Genomic DNA, 16245 nt, shown 5'->3' with positions numbered 1-16245 from the left:
AACACCTAGAAATTGACGCCGACAAACGTCTCGATTTTCTCGACGATGAAGTCAAGCATTTCGTGGCTCAGCCCCGGGTAGACGCCAACCCAGAATGTCTGGTTCATCACGATGTCGGTATTCGTCAAAGCGCCGCTCACGCGATATTCCCGGCCAATCATATAAGGCTGACGCGTGAGGTTGCCGGCAAACAGCAGGCGGGTGCCGATCTTGTTCTGGTCGAGGTAAGTCAGCAAGTCGACGCGTGAGAACTCTGCCTCGGGCTTCAGCGTGATTGGAAAGCCGAACCACGACGGATCAGCGTTCGGTGTCGCGTGCGGCAGGATCAGATGTTCCGTACAAGTCTGCAAACGCTCGTGCAGATACGCAAAGTTCTCGCGGCGCGCCTGGACGAATCCATCCAGACGGTCCATTTGCGCGAGTGCGCACGCCGCCTGCATGTCGGTGATCTTCAGGTTATAGCCAAGGTGAGAATAGGTGTACTTGTGGTCATAACCTTCCGGGAGCGTGCCGAGCTTCCAGCAAAAGCGCTTGCCGCACGTGTTGTCCTTGCCGGGCGCGCAATAGCAGTCGCGGCCCCAGTCACGGAACGATTCGGCGATGAGTTTCAATTCCGGGTTGTTGGTGAACACCGCACCGCCCTCGCCCATCGTGATGTGATGAGCCGGGTAGAAACTGAGCGTGCCGATATCACCGAAGGTGCCGACCAGTTGGCCATTGTAAGTTGCGCCGAGCGCGTCGCAGCAGTCTTCAATCAACCACAGGTTGTACTTCCTGCACAACGCGGTGATCGCCTCGAGGTTATACGGGTTGCCAAGCGTATGGGCGAGCATGATCGCCTTGGTTTTGGGCGAGATGGCCGCCTCGATCTTCGTCGCGTCGATGTTGTATGTACCCAGTTCGACGTCTACGAATACGGGAACCGCACCGAATTGAATAATCGGGTTGACCGTAGTCGGGAAACCCGCTGCAACGCCGATTACTTCGTCACCCGGACGAATGGCACGGTCACCGAGTTTCGGCGATGTCAAGGTCGAGAATGCCACTAGATTCGCCGACGAGCCGGAGTTCACGGTGATCAGGTAATCGACGCCAAGATACGCCGCGAGCCTTTTTTCGAACGCTTCGTTGAATCGTCCCGTCGTCAACCAACCATCGAGGGATGCCTCGACCATGAGTTCCATTTCCCGTGCACCAATCACCTTGCCCGACGGAGGCACGGCTGTCTGGCCAGGCTCGAAGGCAGGGCGTTGGGTCGCGAGCTCGCCATACTGTTTGACGAGCTCGATGATCTGCATGCGGATTTGATCTTTGTTCATTGCGGCGATATATAGCTATGACCGGGTATAGTCGGCGATTTGGGAAAGCGTCAGTGTCCTTACGTCCTTGCACTTGCGCGCCGCCTTGTACCAATCGACGATCTTGTCCAGGGTGAAATCGAGATCCCAACGGGGCCGCCATCCAAGCCGGGCACGTGCTTTTGAACAGTCGAGCTTGAGGTAGGTAGCCTCGTGCGGATGATCGCCGCCATCCAGCTGCCAGCGTGCGTTGTCACCCCACCGGGAAGTCAGGTGCTCGACAATCGCCTGCACGGGTTGTGCATCGATATCGTTAGGCCCAAAATTCCACGCTCCGGCGTAACGTGGCCCTTCGACGTACAGTTTCTCGGCAAGCAGCAGATAGCCGCCAAGCGGCTCCAGCACGTGCTGCCAGGGGCGAATCGCGTGAGGGTTGCGGATGTTGACGATTTCGCCGGCGTCGATCGCCTTGACGATGTCCGGAATGAGGCGGTCCGATGCCCAGTCGCCACCGCCGATCACATTACCGGCACGTGCGCTCGCAATTGCCACGCGATGTGTATCGTAGGCGGCTTCGTTGAAAAACGAATTGCGATACGCGGCGGTAACGAGTTCGGCGCATCCTTTGCTGCTGCTATATGGGTCGTAGCCGCCCATTGCTTCATTCTCGCGGTAGCCCCATTCCCATTCGCGGTTTTCGTAGCATTTGTCGGTCGTAACGATCACGACCGATCGGACACTGCGTACCTGGCGGATTGCGTCCAGCACGTGCACGGTGCCCATTACGTTGGTTTCGTATGTTTCCACCGGGCTCGAATACGACGCGCGAACGAGCGATTGTGCTGCCATGTGGATCACGACTTCGGGCTCAGCACGGCGCAGCGCGTCGAGCAACTGTCCGCGATCGCGAATATCACCAATGACGGACTCGATACCCTCGTCCACTCGTGCAAGGGAAAACAGGTTTGGCGTGGTGTCGGGCGCGAGCGCATAACCCGTGACCTCTGCCCCGAGCGAATGGAGCCACAGCGTCAACCAGCTTCCCTTGAAGCCCGTATGGCCCGTCAGAAAGACACGCTTTCCGGACCAGAACGATGGGGCGATCATGACCACACCTTCCATGGCGCCTCATTGGTCTGCCAAAGTTTTTCGAGGAGCAATTTGTCCCTCAACGTATCCATCGGCTGCCAAAATCCTTCGTGCTCGTAGGCGGCGAGGTTGCCCTGCTCAGCGAGGCGCTCGAGCGGCTCCTGTTCCCAGACGCACGCATCGCCGGAGATCAGATCGATCACTTTCGGCGACAGTACGAAGAAACCGCCATTGATCATGCCGCCGTCACCCTTGGGCTTTTCCTTGAATGACGTGACCTTATTGTCGTGAATATCCAGCGCGCCAAAGCGCCCAGGCGGAAACGCGGCCACAAGCGTGGCGAGCGCGCTGCTCTTCTGGTGATACTCGACGAGTTGGGTAATGTTAACGTCACTCAGGCCATCGCCATACGTGAAACAGAACGCTGCCTCGTCCTTGACGAAATTCTTCACGCGACGGAGACGCCCCCCCGTCATAGTCGATTCGCCGGTATCAACCAGCGTGACTTTCCAGGGTTCCGAATATCGCTGATGCACCTGCATTTCATTGGTCCGCATATCAAAAGTGACATCGGACGTATGCAGGAAGTAATTCGCGAAATACTCCTTGATCATGTAGCCCTTGTAGCCGCAGCAGATCACGAAGTCGTTCACACCGTAAGCGGAATAAATCTTCATGATGTGCCAGAGGATCGGTTTCCCGCCGATTTCGATCATCGGCTTCGGGCGGTTGACCGTATCCTCCGAAATGCGCGTTCCCAGCCCACCCGCAAGAATGACTGCTTTCATCAGAATCCTGTGTTGAACGTCGAGCGGCCAGCTGCCCTGCCCTGAGGGGTGATAACAGCAGATTCCGTGCTCAACCGGCGTGACGAGCCGGATAGTCGTCGCGACTCGCGTATTGATGTCGCGACGGGACAATTTGGAGGAGCTGCTTCACTTCGTTTGACAACCAAAATATTTTCGCCGGGTGCACGGGTTAGCAACCTTGCCGGACACGTCGGAGTGCAAGGGTTGTACGAAAACGTAAAGGATACTGCTTTCAGATGTCAGGATTGTCACGCCGCTGGTGGAACATCGTTGTTTCGGACGCCATCAAGGGCGGCAGATGGGAGACGTCTCGAGGGCACGAATGCACCTTTCCGAGCCGACGCATCTCGTCGATGGATCGAAATCCCACGCGACAACCATGTACTAAACGTGAAATTACAACAGATTCCCGCTCAGAGCGAAAGTAGTCGCAACCCGGATCAGGCATGAAAGCGACTGCAGGTTCTATGGTCTGACGCCATTTCTACATTCGTCTCGCACCCGTTCCATTCCTGATGCATGAATTCTGTCGGGGGCCAGACTTTCCCCGAAAATTCGCCACCCGGAAAACGCCGCCGGTTCTGACCTCGCGGGAATTAACCTCATCCCCCCACCACCCGCCTGCGCCGCCGCGCAATAGTCACCTCTCACTGCACCAACCCCGCCCCGGCCTGCGGCATCAAGCTCGCATTCGCGCCCGTCACGGCAATCGCCCCCGTCAGCGACGCCCCCGCCGGCAACGCCAGCAAACTGCCGTCCCCGAGCCGATTCGCATCGACGACGACCTGGTTCGCCGCGCAACCATTGGTCAACAGCCAGACCGGCAAGCCAGCGATCGACGAGAACGTGCTGCCCGTCATGCTGAACGAACACACGTTCCCTTACGCCCGGAAACCCGCATAACCGGAGCCCGACACGCGGTTGTCCGCCACCGTGACATCCGACACCGCTCCCGACCACGTATCCAGCCCGATCGACTGTACGCATACGATTTCTTGCGAGCCCGAGGCGGCCTCATCGTATGTACGCCCGGCGTTCTTGCAAATGAACTCCGTCGCCCGACTGGCCGCGCTGTGCGCCTCACGCACAAACCGTTGGCGGTCCACTTCGACTCATCTCCCTGACATGCGACATGCGATCGCACTTCGCCCGATCGCCACGGACACGCACCTGGCATTGCGTAGAATCCCGAACCTTGGCATGTACAACGGACCCAAGGACCCGACCATGATTCGAACGATCGCGGCACTGGCCGCGCTTTCGACCCTGACCTGCACGGCGAACGCCGCCGATACCGGTGCCGCGTCCGGCAAGGCGCACGCGAAACAGCACTACGTCAGCCCGGGCGTCGCCAACGTCACCGGCGCGGCAGCACCGCGCCCGGAAAGGGCGTCCTCCGACGCACGCTGCAGGGAACTGGCCGCCGGCATCGATGCGGTGACGCACGCACCCGATCGCGGCCAGAAGGTCGTGCGCGGAATCGGCCCGGACGGCAAACCGCGCAACGAACTGCGCGCTCACGACAAGCGGGCCGACCTGGAAGCCGAGCATCGACGGCTCGGCTGCCGATAACGAACGCAACGCCGCCCGGCCAAATCATGCCAGGCATCGGCATCTACGCGTTCGCACCGCCATCGATCGTCAACCCGGTCCCGTTGATCGACCGCCCTTCCGGCCCGACGACGAACGCAACAAGCGCAGCCACGTCATCGGCCTTGCCGTACTGCGGAATCGCCATCCGCGAACGCTGTGCACCGGCATGTTCGCCATCGGCCGGATTCATGTCGGTATCCGTCGCCCCCGGATGCACGATGTTGACCGTGATGCCGCGCGGCCCGAGATCGCGCGCGAGCCCCTGCGTCCAGCCGATCAGCGCGGCCTTGCTCGCCGCATAGAGGCTCATCCCCGCATCGGGCACGCGCGTCGCGAGGCAACTGCCGGTCGACACGATGCGCCCGCCCTCCCCGAGATGCCGCGCCGCCGCCTGCGACGCGACGATCACCGCGCGCACGTTCACGTTCAGCGTCGCGTCGATATCGTCGAGCGTGAGGTCGTCCAGCGCGCCTGCGCGGAAGATCCCCGCGTTGTTCACGAGGATGTCGAGACCGCCGAACGCTTCCGCAGCACGATCAACCGCGCTACGAACGGCAACCGGATCGGCACTATCGGCCTGGATTGCGACGGCGCGCCGGCCCAGCGCCTCGACGCCGGCGACGACGGCCTGCGCCCGCTCGGCCGATTTTTCGTAAGTGATCGCGACGTCCGCGCCGTCGGCCGCCAGCCGCTTCGCGATGGCCGCGCCAATGCCGCGGCTGCCGCCCGTCACAAGTGCACGCTTGCCCTGAAGTCGATTCATGTTCGTTCCTTTCCTCATTTATGTATCGGTCGACACAGAATGTGGCAAGTTGCGCGGCCCTGCCAATTGAATTATTTTATCGATCGATACAGATATCGACGAAGGAATGGACGCAATGGCTGAACGGGGCCGACCGAGAAGCTTCGACAAGGAAGCGGCGTTGGATCGCGCGATGGAGGTGTTCTGGCGCCTCGGTTACGAGGGTGCGTCGATGGCGGACCTGACGGCCGCGATGGGCATTGCATCACCGAGCCTGTATGCGGCGTTCGGCAGCAAGGAAGCGTTGTTCCGGCAGGCGCTCGAGCACTACCGTGCAACGGAGGGACGGGAAATCTGGGATGGCGTCGAACAGGCCGGCAGCGCGCACGACGCCGTGCGGAACTACCTGATGGATACCGCACGCGTGTTCACGCGGCGGTCGAAGCCGGCCGGCTGCCTGATCGTGCTGTCGGCGCTGCATCCGGCCGAGCGTTCCGACACCGTCCGGCAAACGCTGATCGCGATGCGCGAACGCACGGTCGAAGCGCTGCGCGAGCGCCTCAGCCAAGGTGTCGCGACCGGCGAGATCGCGGCGCACGCGAACCTCGACACGATCGCGCGGTACTACGTGACGGTTCAACAGGGGATGTCGATCCAGGCGCGCGACGGCGCGAGCCGTCGCGATCTGGAGGCGATCGCGCAAGCCGCGCTGGCCGCGTGGCCGGCGCTCGTCGGCGCGAGCGGCGTCTAGCGGCAGGACGCCGCAACCGCGCGCGGCCGCGCCGACACGTTGCTGTTACTGCTTCGCCGCGTGCTGCACGTCCTTCGACGCATGCCACACGCGATAGCGCACCTCGAAGCCGTCCGGCACATACACGACGAGCGGCAGGCGGCTGTTGTAGCGCAGCAGCTGGCCGTCGCCGCGCACCTGCACGAAGCGTTGCTGCGGCGCCTGACCCGGGCACGCCATCAGCGTCGACGCCGGCCCCTTCACATCGGTGAGCCGGTAGTACGTATAACCCCAGCCCTTCACGTCCTCGGCAGTCAGCTCGCCACCGAACCACTGCTGGTTGCAGTCGGTCTGCAGCGTCTTGCCGATCATCAGCTCGACGCGCGCATCTCCCTCGTTCTCGAGCGCGGGCAGCGCGATCACGACGCGCTGCTGGCCGGCCGCGGCCTGCGGAAACATCTTGATCGACTCGGCCGGCACGGCGGGCGCCGATGCGGGGCCAGCCACGCACGCGGCGGCAGTCGTGACGCAGAAAGCGGCCAGGGCGGCCCGAATCGCGAATTTCATCGATGTGCTCCTGAAAAACAAATGAGCCCCGGATGTTAACACTTTCGGCGCGAGACCTTACGACGCTGTAATTTCACGACACAATTCCGAACAGCCGGCAATCCCCGCGCGCGGTACTTATAGGTGAACCAACGGAGATCATCATGCTGAAGCTCATTGCTGCCGCCGGCGTCGCGACCCTGCTGGCCGGCTGCGTCGTCGCTCCCGACGCCGGATACGGCTACGGCTACGGACAGCCCTACTATGCCGATCCCGGCTACGCGTACGGCCCTTCCCCCGTGTACGGCACGGTCAACATCTGGGGCGGCGGCGGGCGCGACTGGGATCGCGGCCGCCGCGACGACCGCCGCTGGGACGGCGATCGCGGCAACCGCGGCAACGGCTGGGGACGCGGCGGCGGACGCCGCGGCGATTGGAACGATGGCGGCGGGCGCGGCGACGACGGCGGCCATCGCCACTGACGCGCATTTGCAACCGTTTGTATCCGCGCACGGCCCGCCGAAGGCCGGCACGTCACGCGGTCGAATGGACGACCACAGAAAAAAAGGCCCTCGCATCAAGCGAGGGCCTTTTGTCGTCCGGTCCGGCGAAGCGAACTTCGGTGGGCGCCGGCCAGCCGGCACCGAACCCGGTCACGCGCCGCGCGCCCGCCTGCCCGCTTACCAACCGGCCGGTTGCGCGTAGCCGCCCGACACCGGCGCACCGCACGCATACGCGCGCTGGTAGCGGTCGTAGCAATAGTTCGGGCCGTCGTCCTGGTACTGCGCCTGCTGGTAGGTCGGATAGGCAGGCTGCTGGTACGCGGGCGCCTGGTAGTACGTCGGCGGCTGATAGGCCGGTGCCTGGTATGCGGGCGCCTGATACACGACGGGCGGACTCATCGCGGACGTCACGATCGCGCCCAGCACCGCGCCGCCGATCAATGCGCCGATGACGGCGCCACCGTCGCGGCCATGCGCGGACGCCGGGCCCGCCACGGCGAGCGAACCGGCGAGGACACACACTGCGGCAATCTTTTTCATGATGGACTCCCACGCGAAGTGGTACTCGATGCGATGCATTGTGGCGGCACGCGGCCGTAATAGATGCAGCAAGTGGTAACGCGCCATTACCGGTATCGCGCACACCGAAACGCGTCGTCGCCGTGCTACGATTTTCGGCACACAGGAGACGCCTTCATGCAGCCCGAAACCGCCCGCCGTTTCGATACCGAATTCGCGCCGCGCATCGCGCAGGCAATCGCCGCCTTCTTCGCCGATCACGTACTGACCGACGTCGTCCCGTACGGCGGGCACGGGCACCCGACGCGCGTACAGATCCGCAGCGCGCCGCACGAGCATGTGAGCGGCTTCGTGCATCCGCTGAACCTCGAGCTGACCTGGGACACCGACGAAATCGAGCGGCTGATGGAGCCGGACGGCCCGCAGCGCTTCGAGAACTACCTGTCCGCGCTGCCGAAAAAGCTGGGCGCGTGGCAGGGCGCACGCGACATCGATCTCGCGTCGCGCACGCAGGCCGACCCGCTCGTGCGGCTCGGCGGCCTCGACTTCGAAGGCTGAGCGCACGCGCCGGCCGCCAGCCGCGCGTGCCGGCGTCGCTCAATGCGCGCCGGTGATACACTCAACCGGCCCCGGTCCGGCGCAGCCGCGCCGGCCAGCCGTTCATCGCCGCCTCCACCCTTTTCGCATGGTTGCGCACGCAACCGGCAACCGGGCGCGCGGACAACCACGCTTTCGCTCCCGCCATGAACGCTGATACCGGCCTGCCGCTTCCGCAACGCTACTGGGCGATCGTCTGCGTCGCACTGGGCATCACGCTCGCCGTGCTCGACGGCGCCATCGCGAACGTCGCGCTGCCGACGATCGCGCGCGACCTGCACGCATCCGACGCCGCGTCGATCTGGATCGTCAACGCGTACCAGCTCGCGGTCACGATCACGCTGCTGCCGCTCGCGTCGCTCGGCGAGCGCATCGGCTATCGCCGCATCTACATCGCCGGGCTCGCGCTGTTCACCGCGGCGTCGCTCGGCTGCGCGCTCGCCGGCTCGCTGCCGATGCTGGCCGTGATGCGCGTGATCCAGGGTTTCGGCGCGGCCGGCATCATGAGCGTCAACGCGGCGCTCGTGCGGATGATCTACCCGTCGTCGATGCTCGGGCGCGGGTTGTCGATCAATGCGATGGTGGTCGCGCTGTCGTCGGCGATCGGGCCGACGGTCGCGTCCGCGATCCTGTCGTTCGCGTCGTGGCCGTGGCTGTTCGCAGTCAACGTGCCGATCGGCATCGCTGCGGTACTCGGCAGCCTGCGCGCGCTGCCGGCCAACCCGCTGCACGACGCGCCGTACGATTTCGCGAGCGCACTGATGAACGCGTGCGTGTTCGGCCTGCTGATCACGGCCGTCGACGGGCTCGGCCACGGCGAACGCCATGCGTACGTCGCGGCCGAGCTGATCGTCGCATGCGTCGTCGGCTACTTCTTCGTGAAACGCCAGTTGTCGCAGCCGGCGCCGCTATTGCCCGTCGACCTGATGCGCATCCCGATGTTCGCGCTGTCGGTCTATACGTCGATGGCGTCGTTCACGTCGCAGATGCTCGCGTTCGTCGCTCTGCCGTTCTGGCTGCAGAATTCGCTCGGCTTCTCGCAGGTCGAGACCGGCCTGTACATGACGCCGTGGCCGCTCGTGATCGTGTTCGCCGCGCCGCTCGCGGGCGTGCTGTCGGACCGCTATTCGGCCGGCATCCTCGGCGGGATCGGGCTCGCGCTGTTCGCGGCCGGGCTGCTGTCGCTCGCGACGATCGGCGCACACCCCGGCACCGTCGACATCGTGTGGCGGATGGCGCTGTGCGGTGCGGGCTTCGGGCTGTTCCAGTCGCCGAACAACCGCGCGATGCTGTCGTCGGCGCCGCGCGAGCGCAGCGGCGGCGCCGGCGGCATGCTGAGCACCGCGCGACTGACGGGCCAGACGCTCGGCGCCGCACTCGTCGCGCTGATTTTCGGGCTCGCGCCCGATCGCGGGCCGACGGTCGCGCTCTATGTCGCCACGGCCTTCGCGGCGGTGGCCGCGGTCGTGAGCATGCTGCGCATCGCGTCGCCGCGGCCGGACGCGGCGGCCTGACACCAACGCGCGCCGCACACACGGGCGCACACGCGCGTCATGCGGCGTCGAGCGCGTCCATCACGAAACGCACGCGCGCCTTCACGCTCACGCGCGGCAACTCGATCAGCCGGTACCCGTATGCCGTGTAGCAATCGACCATCGCGTCGTAGGTGCGCACGGCTTCCGCGAAATCCTGCCGGCGCTCGGTGTCCTGCGCATAGATGTCGGGCCACGGCGGCGCGATGAATACGCGCCGGTGATAACGGAAACGGCGCGCCGCGGCTTCCGCGTGCGCGGGCACCGCCAGCCCGGTCAGCCGCAGGTAGCCGACCACGTCCGGCACGCCGCGGTCGAAGAACACGGGCCCGCGCGCGTGCCGCGCGAGATGATACGAGCGCATCTCCCAGCTCAGCATCAGCTCGGCGAACGCTGCCGGGTCGCGCCACGGCAGCGCGTGGCCGTCGACGGCCATCTGGTCGCGGATCACGCCTCGCCCGGCCTCCTGCGAGCGCGCGAAACCGGCACGCTCCAGCGCGTCGAGCAACGTGCTCTTGCCCGAGCCCGGGCCGCCCGTCACGACGAAGAAACGGCCGGTTGCATCGTTGATCGCGTCGCCGCCCTCGCCCGCGGCTCCCTGCGCGAACTCACGCATGCGCAACCCGCCGGCCCGCGCGCTGCGTGACCGATACGGCGGCCGCGACACTGCGCAAGTCGGCGACGAACGTATCGCGCCAGACCGACAGGTCGTTCTCGTGCAGCCGCGCGAGGTTCTCCTCGTGGCGCGCCTGCCGCTCCGCGAGCGGCATCGACAGCGCGCGCTCGAGCGCCTCGGCCATCTGCGACAGGTCGTACGGATTGATGAGGAGCGCACCGGTCAGCTCGGCCGCCGCACCCGCGAACTCCGACAGCACGAGCACGCCCGGATCGGCCGGATCCTGCGACGCGACATATTCCTTCGCGACGAGATTCATCCCGTCGCGCAGCGGCGTCACGTAGCCGACCTGCGACATCCGGAAGAACGCCATCAGCAGGTTGCGCTCGTACTTGCGGTTCAGGTACTGGATCGGCGTCCAGTCGAGTTGCGAAAAGCGGCCGTTGATGCGGCCGGCCTCGCCTTCGAGCGTTTCGCGGATGTCCTGGTAGGTCTGCACGTCGGAACGCGTCGGCGGCGCGATCTGCACGAGCGACACGCGCCCCTGCCAGCCCGGTGCGTTCGCGAGCATCCGCTCGAACGACTGGAAGCGCTCGACCAGCCCCTTCGAGTAATCGAGGCGGTCGACGCTCATCACCAGCTTGCGGCCGCCGAGCGCCTCGCGCAGCATCTTCACCGGCTTGCGCGTGCCGTGCTGGACAGCCGCCTGCGCGATCGCGTCCGGATGCACGCCGATCGGATAGGCGGCGACCTTCACGACGCGGCCGTGCGCATGCAGCATCCCGTCGTCGCTCGCCGCGCCTATGCCGCGCCGCTCGATGTAATCGGTGAACGCCTGCTTGTCGGTATCGGTCTGGAAGCCCGCGACGTCGTACGCGCACATGAACTTCACGAGTTCCTCGTGCGGCGGCACGAGACGCAGCATGTCAGGCGACGGAAACGGGATGTGCAGGAAGAAGCCGATCGGGTTCTTCACGCCGAGCTCGCGCAGGAAATGCGCGAACGGCAGCAGATGATAGTCGTGAACCCAGATCAGGTCGTCGGGCCGCAGCAGCGCGGCGAGCTGCTTCGCGAGCATCGCGTTCACGCGCAGATACCCTGCGTACTCCTGCCGGTCGAAGCGCGCGAGGTCGCCGCGGTAATGGAACACCGGCCACAGCGTCGCGTTCGAGAAGCCGCGGTAGTACTGGTCGTAGTCGCGCCGGGTCAGCCCGACCGTCGCGTAGGTCACGTTGCCGTCCCGCTGGATCGCGGGTTCGGCATCCGGCGCGCCGACGATCTCACCGTTCCAGCCGAACCAGACGCCGCCGGTTTCCTTCAGCGCGTCCATCACGCCGACAGCGAGGCCGCCCGCGCTCGGGCGCGTGTCCTCGCCGGCTGCGACACGGTTCGATACCACGATCAATCTGCTCATGCGGCTTCCCCTCCTCGATTCGATTGGCTGGCGCGCCGCGCGCCAAGGCGGACGCGGCTGCCCGAAGGCGGCCGCGCAGCGATTCAGTTCCGAGAAATGCAATGAAATACGGCAGCGGAATGCGACGACGACGGGATCAAGCGTCCTGCTCCTGGCCGAGGTCGCGTTGATAGTCGAGCCCTTCCGGGCGCGCACCGCCCTGGTTGTGATCGCCGTCGGACGGCGTCTCGCCGGGCGCACCGGCAGGCGGTGCGGATGGCGCGTCGGTCTGCGGACGTGGTTGGTCCGCCCCCGCGTCGGGTGGCCGATGCGAAAACCGTTTCGGACGACGCATGGCTGGGTGTCTCATATATGGCGCGGCTCGAAGCCGTCGGAGAAACATTCCATAACAAAACAGTCTAGGTCGGTTCCTTGCACGCCAAGGTAACAATTGCCTTCAATTTGTAACGTTTCGACCCCGCGGCAACCATCTGTCCGAGAATAGCGCCGCGCGCCCGCGCGACATGCCGTCCGGCGATTTGTCAAAGCTTTGCATTTTCCCTATGACAATTGCGAAACAATGACGCGACATGGGGCGCGCATGCGTCGCCGCTCACCCAGACAGGACTTGCACTCAGGGATGAACATTCGTTTCGAATCGTCGCGCCGGGCCATGCCGGCGCGCGTCGTGCTCGCCGCGCTCGCCACGGCCGCACTGCTGTCCGGCTGCAACTCGCTTTACAGCGAAGGCGCGACAGCCGGCGCCGGTATCGCGGGTGCCGCGATCGCGTCCAAGGTCACCAACAACGCCGCCGTCGCGACGGGCATCGGCCTCGGCGCCGTCGCCGGCGCGCGTGCGGGCGTCCAGTACTCGCAGCGCGTCGCGCACCGCTACACGCAGGAACAGATCGCGAAGGCGGCCGCCCCGCTCGACGTGGGCGGCGTCGCGCCGTGGTCGACGCACCACTCGTTCCCGATCGAGGACGACGAGCAGGGCCGCGTGACGGTCAGCCGGATGATCAGCGTCGGTCCGCTCGACTGCAAGGAAATCGTGTTCGCAGTCGACACGCCCGCGAAGCCCGACAAGGCTGCGCAATCGGCGTTCTACGTCGCCACCATCTGCCGCGACGGCCCCGTGTGGAAATGGGCGTCGGCCGAGCCGGCGACCGAACGCTGGGGCGCGCTGCAATGAGCGTCGCGATCCGTATCGCGGCGATCGGCGCGCTTTGCGCGGCGGCGGCCACGCTGTCGGGCTGCGGGTCGGTCGGCGCGGCGAGCGGCGCGCTCGCCGGTGCGGCGACGGGCCTCGTCACCGCGAACCCGGCGGTCGGCGTCGGCGTCGGGATTGCCGTGCAGGCCGCGACCGACGAGGCCGTCAACCGCACGATGAAGCAGCTCCATCAGAACCAGCAGGACGCGATCGCGAAGGCGGCAGGCAGCCTGGCCGTCGGCGAAGTGAAACCGTGGAAGGTGAAGAACACGCTGCCGCTGGAAAACGGCGAAGGCGAAGTGCGTGTCACGCGCGCGTACTCGTCGGCGCTCGCGCTGTGCAAGGAATTCGCGTTCTCGGTGAAGGACGGCGACAAGGCCGACTGGTACTTCGCGAGTGCGTGCCAGCAAGGCACGCACTGGAAATGGGCGGCGGCCGAACCGGCCGTCGATCGGTGGGGGAATTTGCAGTAACGGGGCAATGCACCGCGTGACGCGCGGTGCACGCGGCTGCCGGGCCGCACGGCCCGGCGCAATCGATCAGGACTCGACGTCCTCGAGGCTGAAGATTTCGGTCTGGTCGTTGTACGAGAAGATCTCGCCGTAGCGGCCCCAGTCGATCACCGCGTCGAGCGTTTCCTCGGCCGCGCCGTCCGACAGGGAATCCTCGAGTTCCTGCTCGAAGCGCACGCGCGGCGCGCGGTGGCCCGGGCGCTCGTTCAGCACCTTCTTGATCCGTGCGGCCAGCGGCACGTGCTTCAGCAGGTGATCCGCGAACATCAGCTTGCGCTCCTGCGTGCCGAATTCCGCGAACACGCGTGCGGGCGGCGTCAGGAACACATCGCCTTCCCGCACGTCCGCGAAACCGAGGTACTGCAGCACTTCGGCAATCGGAAACAGCTCGTCGACTTCCAGATGCAGCGTGCGCGCGATTTCCGGCATGTCGGCACGGCCGTGGTACGGCGCCATCGCGAGCGTTTCGATCAGGCCGGCCATCAGGTTGGTCGACACCTGCGGCAGCCAGCTGCCGAGTTCGAGCCCCTTCTTCGTCGCCTCGTTGGTCTGGCGCGCGGTCATCTTCGCGTAGATGTCGTCGACGAGCTTGCGGAAATCGGTGTCGAGCCGGTTGCGCGGATGCTTGAACGGCACCTTGATCTCGGCGATCACGCGGCCCGGGTTCGACGACAGCACGAGAATCCGGTCGCACATGAACACGGCTTCCTCGATGTTGTGCGTGACGATCAGCACCGACTTGATCGGCATCCGCCCTTGCGTCCACAGGTCGAGCAGGTCGGTACGCAGCGTCTCGGCCGTCAGCACGTCGAGCGCCGAGAACGGCTCGTCCATCAACAGGATCGTCGGATCGACGACGAGCGCGCGCGCAAAACCCACGCGCTGGCGCATGCCGCCCGACAGCTCGCGCGGGTACGCGTTCTCGAAACCGTCGAGACCGATCAGGTCGATCGCGGCGAGTGCGCGCTCGCGCCGCTCGCGCGCGCCGACGCCGAGCGCTTCGAGGCCGGCTTCAACGTTCTGCAACACGGTGAGCCACGGGAACAGCGCAAACGTCTGGAACACCATCGCGACGCCTTCGGCCGGGCCGCGCAGCGGCTGGCCGAGATAGGTCACTTCACCGCCGGTCGGCTCGATCAGGCCGGCGATGATCCGCAGCAGCGTCGACTTGCCCGAGCCGGAGCGGCCGAGCAGCCCGACGATCTCGCCCTCGCGCAGCGACAGGTTCGCATCGTCGAGCACGAGCAGCTCGCCTTGCGTCTTGTTGAAGCCGCGGCAGACATGATCGACGCGCAGGATTTCCTCGCCGAGGCGCGGTGGCTGGGACGTCTGGACGGGGGCGTTTACAGCATTCGGATTGTGCATCGCGTTTCGCTCTCAATCGGTCTCAGTCGAGCCGCAGCTTCGCTTCGGCGAAGGCATACAGCGGGCGCCACAGCAGACGGTTGAACAGGGTGACGAACAGGGACATCACGGCGATGCCCAGGATGATCTTCGGGAAATCGCCGGCGGCGGTGGTCTGCGCGATGTACGCGCCGAGGCCGTGCGCCTCGATCTTGGTGTTACCCCACTGCACGGCTTCCGACACGATGCTCGCGTTCCATGCGCCGCCCGACGCGGTAATCGCGCCGGTCACGTAGTACGGGAAGATGCCCGGCAGGATCGCCTGCCGCCACCACTGCCAGCCACGGATGCGGAAGTTCGTCGCCGCTTCACGATAGTCGTTCGGATAGGACGTTGCGCCGGCGATCACGTTGAACAGGATATACCACTGCGTGCCGAGCACGATCAGCGGCGACAGCCAGATGTCGGGGTTCAGGTGGAAGCCCGCGATCACGATCACGAACACCGGGAACAGCAGGTTCGCCGGAAACGCGGCCAGGAACTGCGCGAGCGGCTGCAGCTTCTCGGCCAGCCTCGGGCGCAGCCCGACCCACACGCCGATCGGCACCCAGATCACCGACGCGATCGCGATCAGCACGACCACACGCAGCAGCGTGATGAGCCCGAGCACGAGCACATGGCCGACCTCGCCCATCGTCACGCCGGTCGACACGAAGCTGACGACACGCCACACGATATAGGCCGTGCCGATCAGCACGAGGGTCGCCCATGCGATGTCGACCGTGCGCGACGCCTTCTTCTCGACGCGCGGCAGCGTGAAGCGCATCGTGCCGGACAGCGGCAGGCGCAGCGGAATCCGCGCGGCCTTGGCGAAGAACCAGCCGGCCGGCACGAGCAGTTGATGGATCAGGCGCGTGCGGCGCACGAGGTCGAGCAGCCACGACTCCGGCGCGTTGCCCGAGCTCGTGTTCTCCATCCGGAACTTGTCGGCCCACGCGACGAGCGGGCGGAACAGGAACTGGTCGTACGCGAGGATCACGACCGTCATCGTGAGGATCACCCAGCCGACCGCGCCGAGGTTCTTGTCCGAGATCGCCTGCGCGAGATACGCGCCGATCCCCGGCAGCGTGATCGTCTGGTTGCCGACCGTGATCGCTTCCGACGCGACGACGAAGAACCAGCCGCCCGACATCGACATCATCATGTTCCAGA

Annotated in this window: 19 protein-coding genes; 7 read left to right on the top strand and 12 right to left on the bottom strand. The window is 65.3% G+C overall.

All coding sequences use genetic code 11. The annotated features are described in order from the left end of the window. Window positions 1-5: 5 nt before the first annotated feature. From rfbH to OEJ37_RS31370, 4 genes are all read right to left on the bottom strand, one after another. A complete protein-coding gene (gene rfbH, locus OEJ37_RS31385) occupies window positions 6-1319 on the bottom strand; it encodes a lipopolysaccharide biosynthesis protein RfbH (RefSeq protein WP_175919276.1) in 1314 nt (437 codons plus the stop codon). Between the two features lie 15 nt (window positions 1320-1334). After that, a complete protein-coding gene (rfbG, locus tag OEJ37_RS31380; RefSeq protein ID WP_263348713.1) occupies window positions 1335-2420 on the bottom strand; it encodes a CDP-glucose 4,6-dehydratase in 1086 nt (361 codons plus the stop codon). Then, the gene (rfbF, locus tag OEJ37_RS31375; protein WP_105393834.1) at window positions 2402-3175 is read right to left on the bottom strand and encodes a glucose-1-phosphate cytidylyltransferase; all 774 of its coding nucleotides are present in this window, start codon (window positions 3173-3175) and stop codon (window positions 2402-2404) included. The genes rfbG and rfbF overlap by 19 nt, the downstream gene beginning before the upstream one ends. A gap of 668 nt (window positions 3176-3843) precedes the next feature. Further along, window positions 3844-4056 carry a hypothetical protein gene (locus OEJ37_RS31370; protein WP_254624547.1) on the bottom strand — a complete coding sequence of 71 codons (213 nt, stop codon included), beginning with the start codon at window positions 4054-4056 and terminating at the stop codon, window positions 3844-3846. 265 nt (window positions 4057-4321) lie between these two features. Here OEJ37_RS31370 and OEJ37_RS31365 point away from each other — a divergent pair, with 265 nt between their 5' ends. Beyond that, window positions 4322-4768 carry a hypothetical protein gene (locus tag OEJ37_RS31365; RefSeq protein WP_263348708.1) on the top strand — a complete coding sequence of 149 codons (447 nt, stop codon included), beginning with the start codon at window positions 4322-4324 and terminating at the stop codon, window positions 4766-4768. A 43-nt stretch (window positions 4769-4811) separates the two neighbouring features. On the opposite strand, the gene OEJ37_RS31360 is transcribed toward OEJ37_RS31365, so the two are convergent. Beyond that, the gene (locus OEJ37_RS31360) at window positions 4812-5552 is read right to left on the bottom strand and encodes an SDR family NAD(P)-dependent oxidoreductase (protein ID WP_263348705.1); all 741 of its coding nucleotides are present in this window, start codon (window positions 5550-5552) and stop codon (window positions 4812-4814) included. Between the two features lie 115 nt (window positions 5553-5667). Here OEJ37_RS31360 and OEJ37_RS31355 point away from each other — a divergent pair, with 115 nt between their 5' ends. Further along, window positions 5668-6282, top strand: a complete 615-nt coding sequence (locus OEJ37_RS31355) for a TetR/AcrR family transcriptional regulator (protein ID WP_174418135.1) — start codon at window positions 5668-5670, stop codon at window positions 6280-6282. 45 nt (window positions 6283-6327) lie between these two features. Here OEJ37_RS31355 and eco read toward each other — a convergent pair whose 3' ends face one another. Continuing rightward, a complete protein-coding gene (eco, locus tag OEJ37_RS31350) occupies window positions 6328-6828 on the bottom strand; it encodes a serine protease inhibitor ecotin (RefSeq protein ID WP_174418134.1) in 501 nt (166 codons plus the stop codon). 143 nt (window positions 6829-6971) lie between these two features. On the opposite strand from eco, the gene OEJ37_RS31345 reads away from it, so the two are divergent. Beyond that, the gene (locus tag OEJ37_RS31345) at window positions 6972-7289 is read left to right on the top strand and encodes a hypothetical protein (protein WP_263348700.1); all 318 of its coding nucleotides are present in this window, start codon (window positions 6972-6974) and stop codon (window positions 7287-7289) included. A gap of 198 nt (window positions 7290-7487) precedes the next feature. On the opposite strand, the gene OEJ37_RS31340 is transcribed toward OEJ37_RS31345, so the two are convergent. Next, complete coding sequence (locus OEJ37_RS31340; protein ID WP_174418132.1) at window positions 7488-7889, bottom strand: hypothetical protein; 402 nt, start codon at window positions 7887-7889, stop codon at window positions 7488-7490. Between the two features lie 117 nt (window positions 7890-8006). Here OEJ37_RS31340 and OEJ37_RS31335 point away from each other — a divergent pair, with 117 nt between their 5' ends. Together OEJ37_RS31335 and OEJ37_RS31330 are read left to right on the top strand one after the other, a co-directional pair. Further along, the gene (locus OEJ37_RS31335; RefSeq protein WP_263348695.1) at window positions 8007-8387 is read left to right on the top strand and encodes a DUF5594 family protein; all 381 of its coding nucleotides are present in this window, start codon (window positions 8007-8009) and stop codon (window positions 8385-8387) included. Window positions 8388-8572: 185 nt separating this feature from the next. Beyond that, window positions 8573-9940, top strand: coding sequence for an MFS transporter (locus OEJ37_RS31330; protein ID WP_174418130.1), 1368 nt, complete (start codon window positions 8573-8575; stop codon window positions 9938-9940). Window positions 9941-9977: 37 nt separating this feature from the next. On the opposite strand, the gene OEJ37_RS31325 is transcribed toward OEJ37_RS31330, so the two are convergent. The 3 genes from OEJ37_RS31325 to OEJ37_RS31315 all read right to left on the bottom strand — a co-directional run bounded on the left by OEJ37_RS31325 (window position 9978) and on the right by OEJ37_RS31315 (window position 12322). Beyond that, window positions 9978-10574: an AAA family ATPase gene (locus tag OEJ37_RS31325; RefSeq protein ID WP_175919266.1), complete on the bottom strand. Its 597-nt coding sequence runs from the start codon at window positions 10572-10574 to the stop codon at window positions 9978-9980. Continuing rightward, entirely contained in the window at window positions 10567-11988 is a 1422-nt protein-coding gene (gene otsA / locus OEJ37_RS31320) for an alpha,alpha-trehalose-phosphate synthase (UDP-forming) (RefSeq protein WP_263348692.1), read from the bottom strand. Before otsA ends, OEJ37_RS31325 begins: the two co-directional genes overlap by 8 nt. 136 nt (window positions 11989-12124) lie before the next feature. Continuing rightward, window positions 12125-12322: a hypothetical protein gene (locus OEJ37_RS31315; RefSeq protein WP_047898721.1), complete on the bottom strand. Its 198-nt coding sequence runs from the start codon at window positions 12320-12322 to the stop codon at window positions 12125-12127. Between the two features lie 246 nt (window positions 12323-12568). Here OEJ37_RS31315 and OEJ37_RS31310 point away from each other — a divergent pair, with 246 nt between their 5' ends. After that, window positions 12569-13159, top strand: coding sequence for a hypothetical protein (locus OEJ37_RS31310; RefSeq protein WP_175944864.1), 591 nt, complete (start codon window positions 12569-12571; stop codon window positions 13157-13159). Beyond that, a complete protein-coding gene (locus tag OEJ37_RS31305) occupies window positions 13156-13650 on the top strand; it encodes a hypothetical protein (RefSeq protein WP_152864344.1) in 495 nt (164 codons plus the stop codon). The genes OEJ37_RS31310 and OEJ37_RS31305 overlap by 4 nt, the downstream gene beginning before the upstream one ends. A 66-nt stretch (window positions 13651-13716) precedes the next feature. On the opposite strand, the gene OEJ37_RS31300 is transcribed toward OEJ37_RS31305, so the two are convergent. After that, window positions 13717-15054: a nitrate/sulfonate/bicarbonate ABC transporter ATP-binding protein gene (locus tag OEJ37_RS31300; protein ID WP_263348686.1), complete on the bottom strand. Its 1338-nt coding sequence runs from the start codon at window positions 15052-15054 to the stop codon at window positions 13717-13719. A gap of 22 nt (window positions 15055-15076) precedes the next feature. Further along, window positions 15077-16245: ABC transporter permease (locus OEJ37_RS31295; protein WP_263348683.1), on the bottom strand; the 1169-nt coding region annotated here is incomplete at its 5' end.

Origin of the sequence: Burkholderia sp. BKH01 (assembly GCF_025685725.1) — a bacterium.
Lineage (GTDB): Bacteria > Pseudomonadota > Gammaproteobacteria > Burkholderiales > Burkholderiaceae > Burkholderia > Burkholderia pyrrocinia_C.
The sequence above is the reverse complement of the archived record's forward strand: the minus strand, read 5'-3'. Positions and strand labels throughout refer to the sequence as shown.

Excerpts from the sequence above, each read along its gene's own strand:
- rfbH (WP_175919276.1), bottom strand. The coding sequence starts at position 1,319 with ATGAACAAAGATCAAATCCGCATGCAGATCATCGAGCTCGTCAAACAG.
- rfbG (WP_263348713.1), bottom strand. The coding sequence starts at position 2,420 with ATGGAAGGTGTGGTCATGATCGCCCCATCGTTCTGGTCCGGAAAGCGT.
- rfbF (WP_105393834.1), bottom strand. The coding sequence starts at position 3,175 with ATGAAAGCAGTCATTCTTGCGGGTGGGCTGGGAACGCGCATTTCGGAG.
- OEJ37_RS31370 (WP_254624547.1), bottom strand. The coding sequence starts at position 4,056 with ATGACGGGCAGCACGTTCTCGTCGATCGCTGGCTTGCCGGTCTGGCTG.
- OEJ37_RS31365 (WP_263348708.1), top strand. The coding sequence starts at position 4,322 with ATGCGACATGCGATCGCACTTCGCCCGATCGCCACGGACACGCACCTG.
- OEJ37_RS31360 (WP_263348705.1), bottom strand. The coding sequence starts at position 5,552 with ATGAATCGACTTCAGGGCAAGCGTGCACTTGTGACGGGCGGCAGCCGC.
- OEJ37_RS31355 (WP_174418135.1), top strand. The coding sequence starts at position 5,668 with ATGGCTGAACGGGGCCGACCGAGAAGCTTCGACAAGGAAGCGGCGTTG.
- eco (WP_174418134.1), bottom strand. The coding sequence starts at position 6,828 with ATGAAATTCGCGATTCGGGCCGCCCTGGCCGCTTTCTGCGTCACGACT.
- OEJ37_RS31345 (WP_263348700.1), top strand. The coding sequence starts at position 6,972 with ATGCTGAAGCTCATTGCTGCCGCCGGCGTCGCGACCCTGCTGGCCGGC.
- OEJ37_RS31340 (WP_174418132.1), bottom strand. The coding sequence starts at position 7,889 with ATGCATCGCATCGAGTACCACTTCGCGTGGGAGTCCATCATGAAAAAG.
- OEJ37_RS31335 (WP_263348695.1), top strand. The coding sequence starts at position 8,007 with ATGCAGCCCGAAACCGCCCGCCGTTTCGATACCGAATTCGCGCCGCGC.
- OEJ37_RS31330 (WP_174418130.1), top strand. The coding sequence starts at position 8,573 with ATGAACGCTGATACCGGCCTGCCGCTTCCGCAACGCTACTGGGCGATC.
- OEJ37_RS31325 (WP_175919266.1), bottom strand. The coding sequence starts at position 10,574 with ATGCGTGAGTTCGCGCAGGGAGCCGCGGGCGAGGGCGGCGACGCGATC.
- otsA (WP_263348692.1), bottom strand. The coding sequence starts at position 11,988 with ATGAGCAGATTGATCGTGGTATCGAACCGTGTCGCAGCCGGCGAGGAC.
- OEJ37_RS31315 (WP_047898721.1), bottom strand. The coding sequence starts at position 12,322 with ATGCGTCGTCCGAAACGGTTTTCGCATCGGCCACCCGACGCGGGGGCG.
- OEJ37_RS31310 (WP_175944864.1), top strand. The coding sequence starts at position 12,569 with ATGCGTCGCCGCTCACCCAGACAGGACTTGCACTCAGGGATGAACATT.
- OEJ37_RS31305 (WP_152864344.1), top strand. The coding sequence starts at position 13,156 with ATGAGCGTCGCGATCCGTATCGCGGCGATCGGCGCGCTTTGCGCGGCG.
- OEJ37_RS31300 (WP_263348686.1), bottom strand. The coding sequence starts at position 15,054 with ATGCACAATCCGAATGCTGTAAACGCCCCCGTCCAGACGTCCCAGCCA.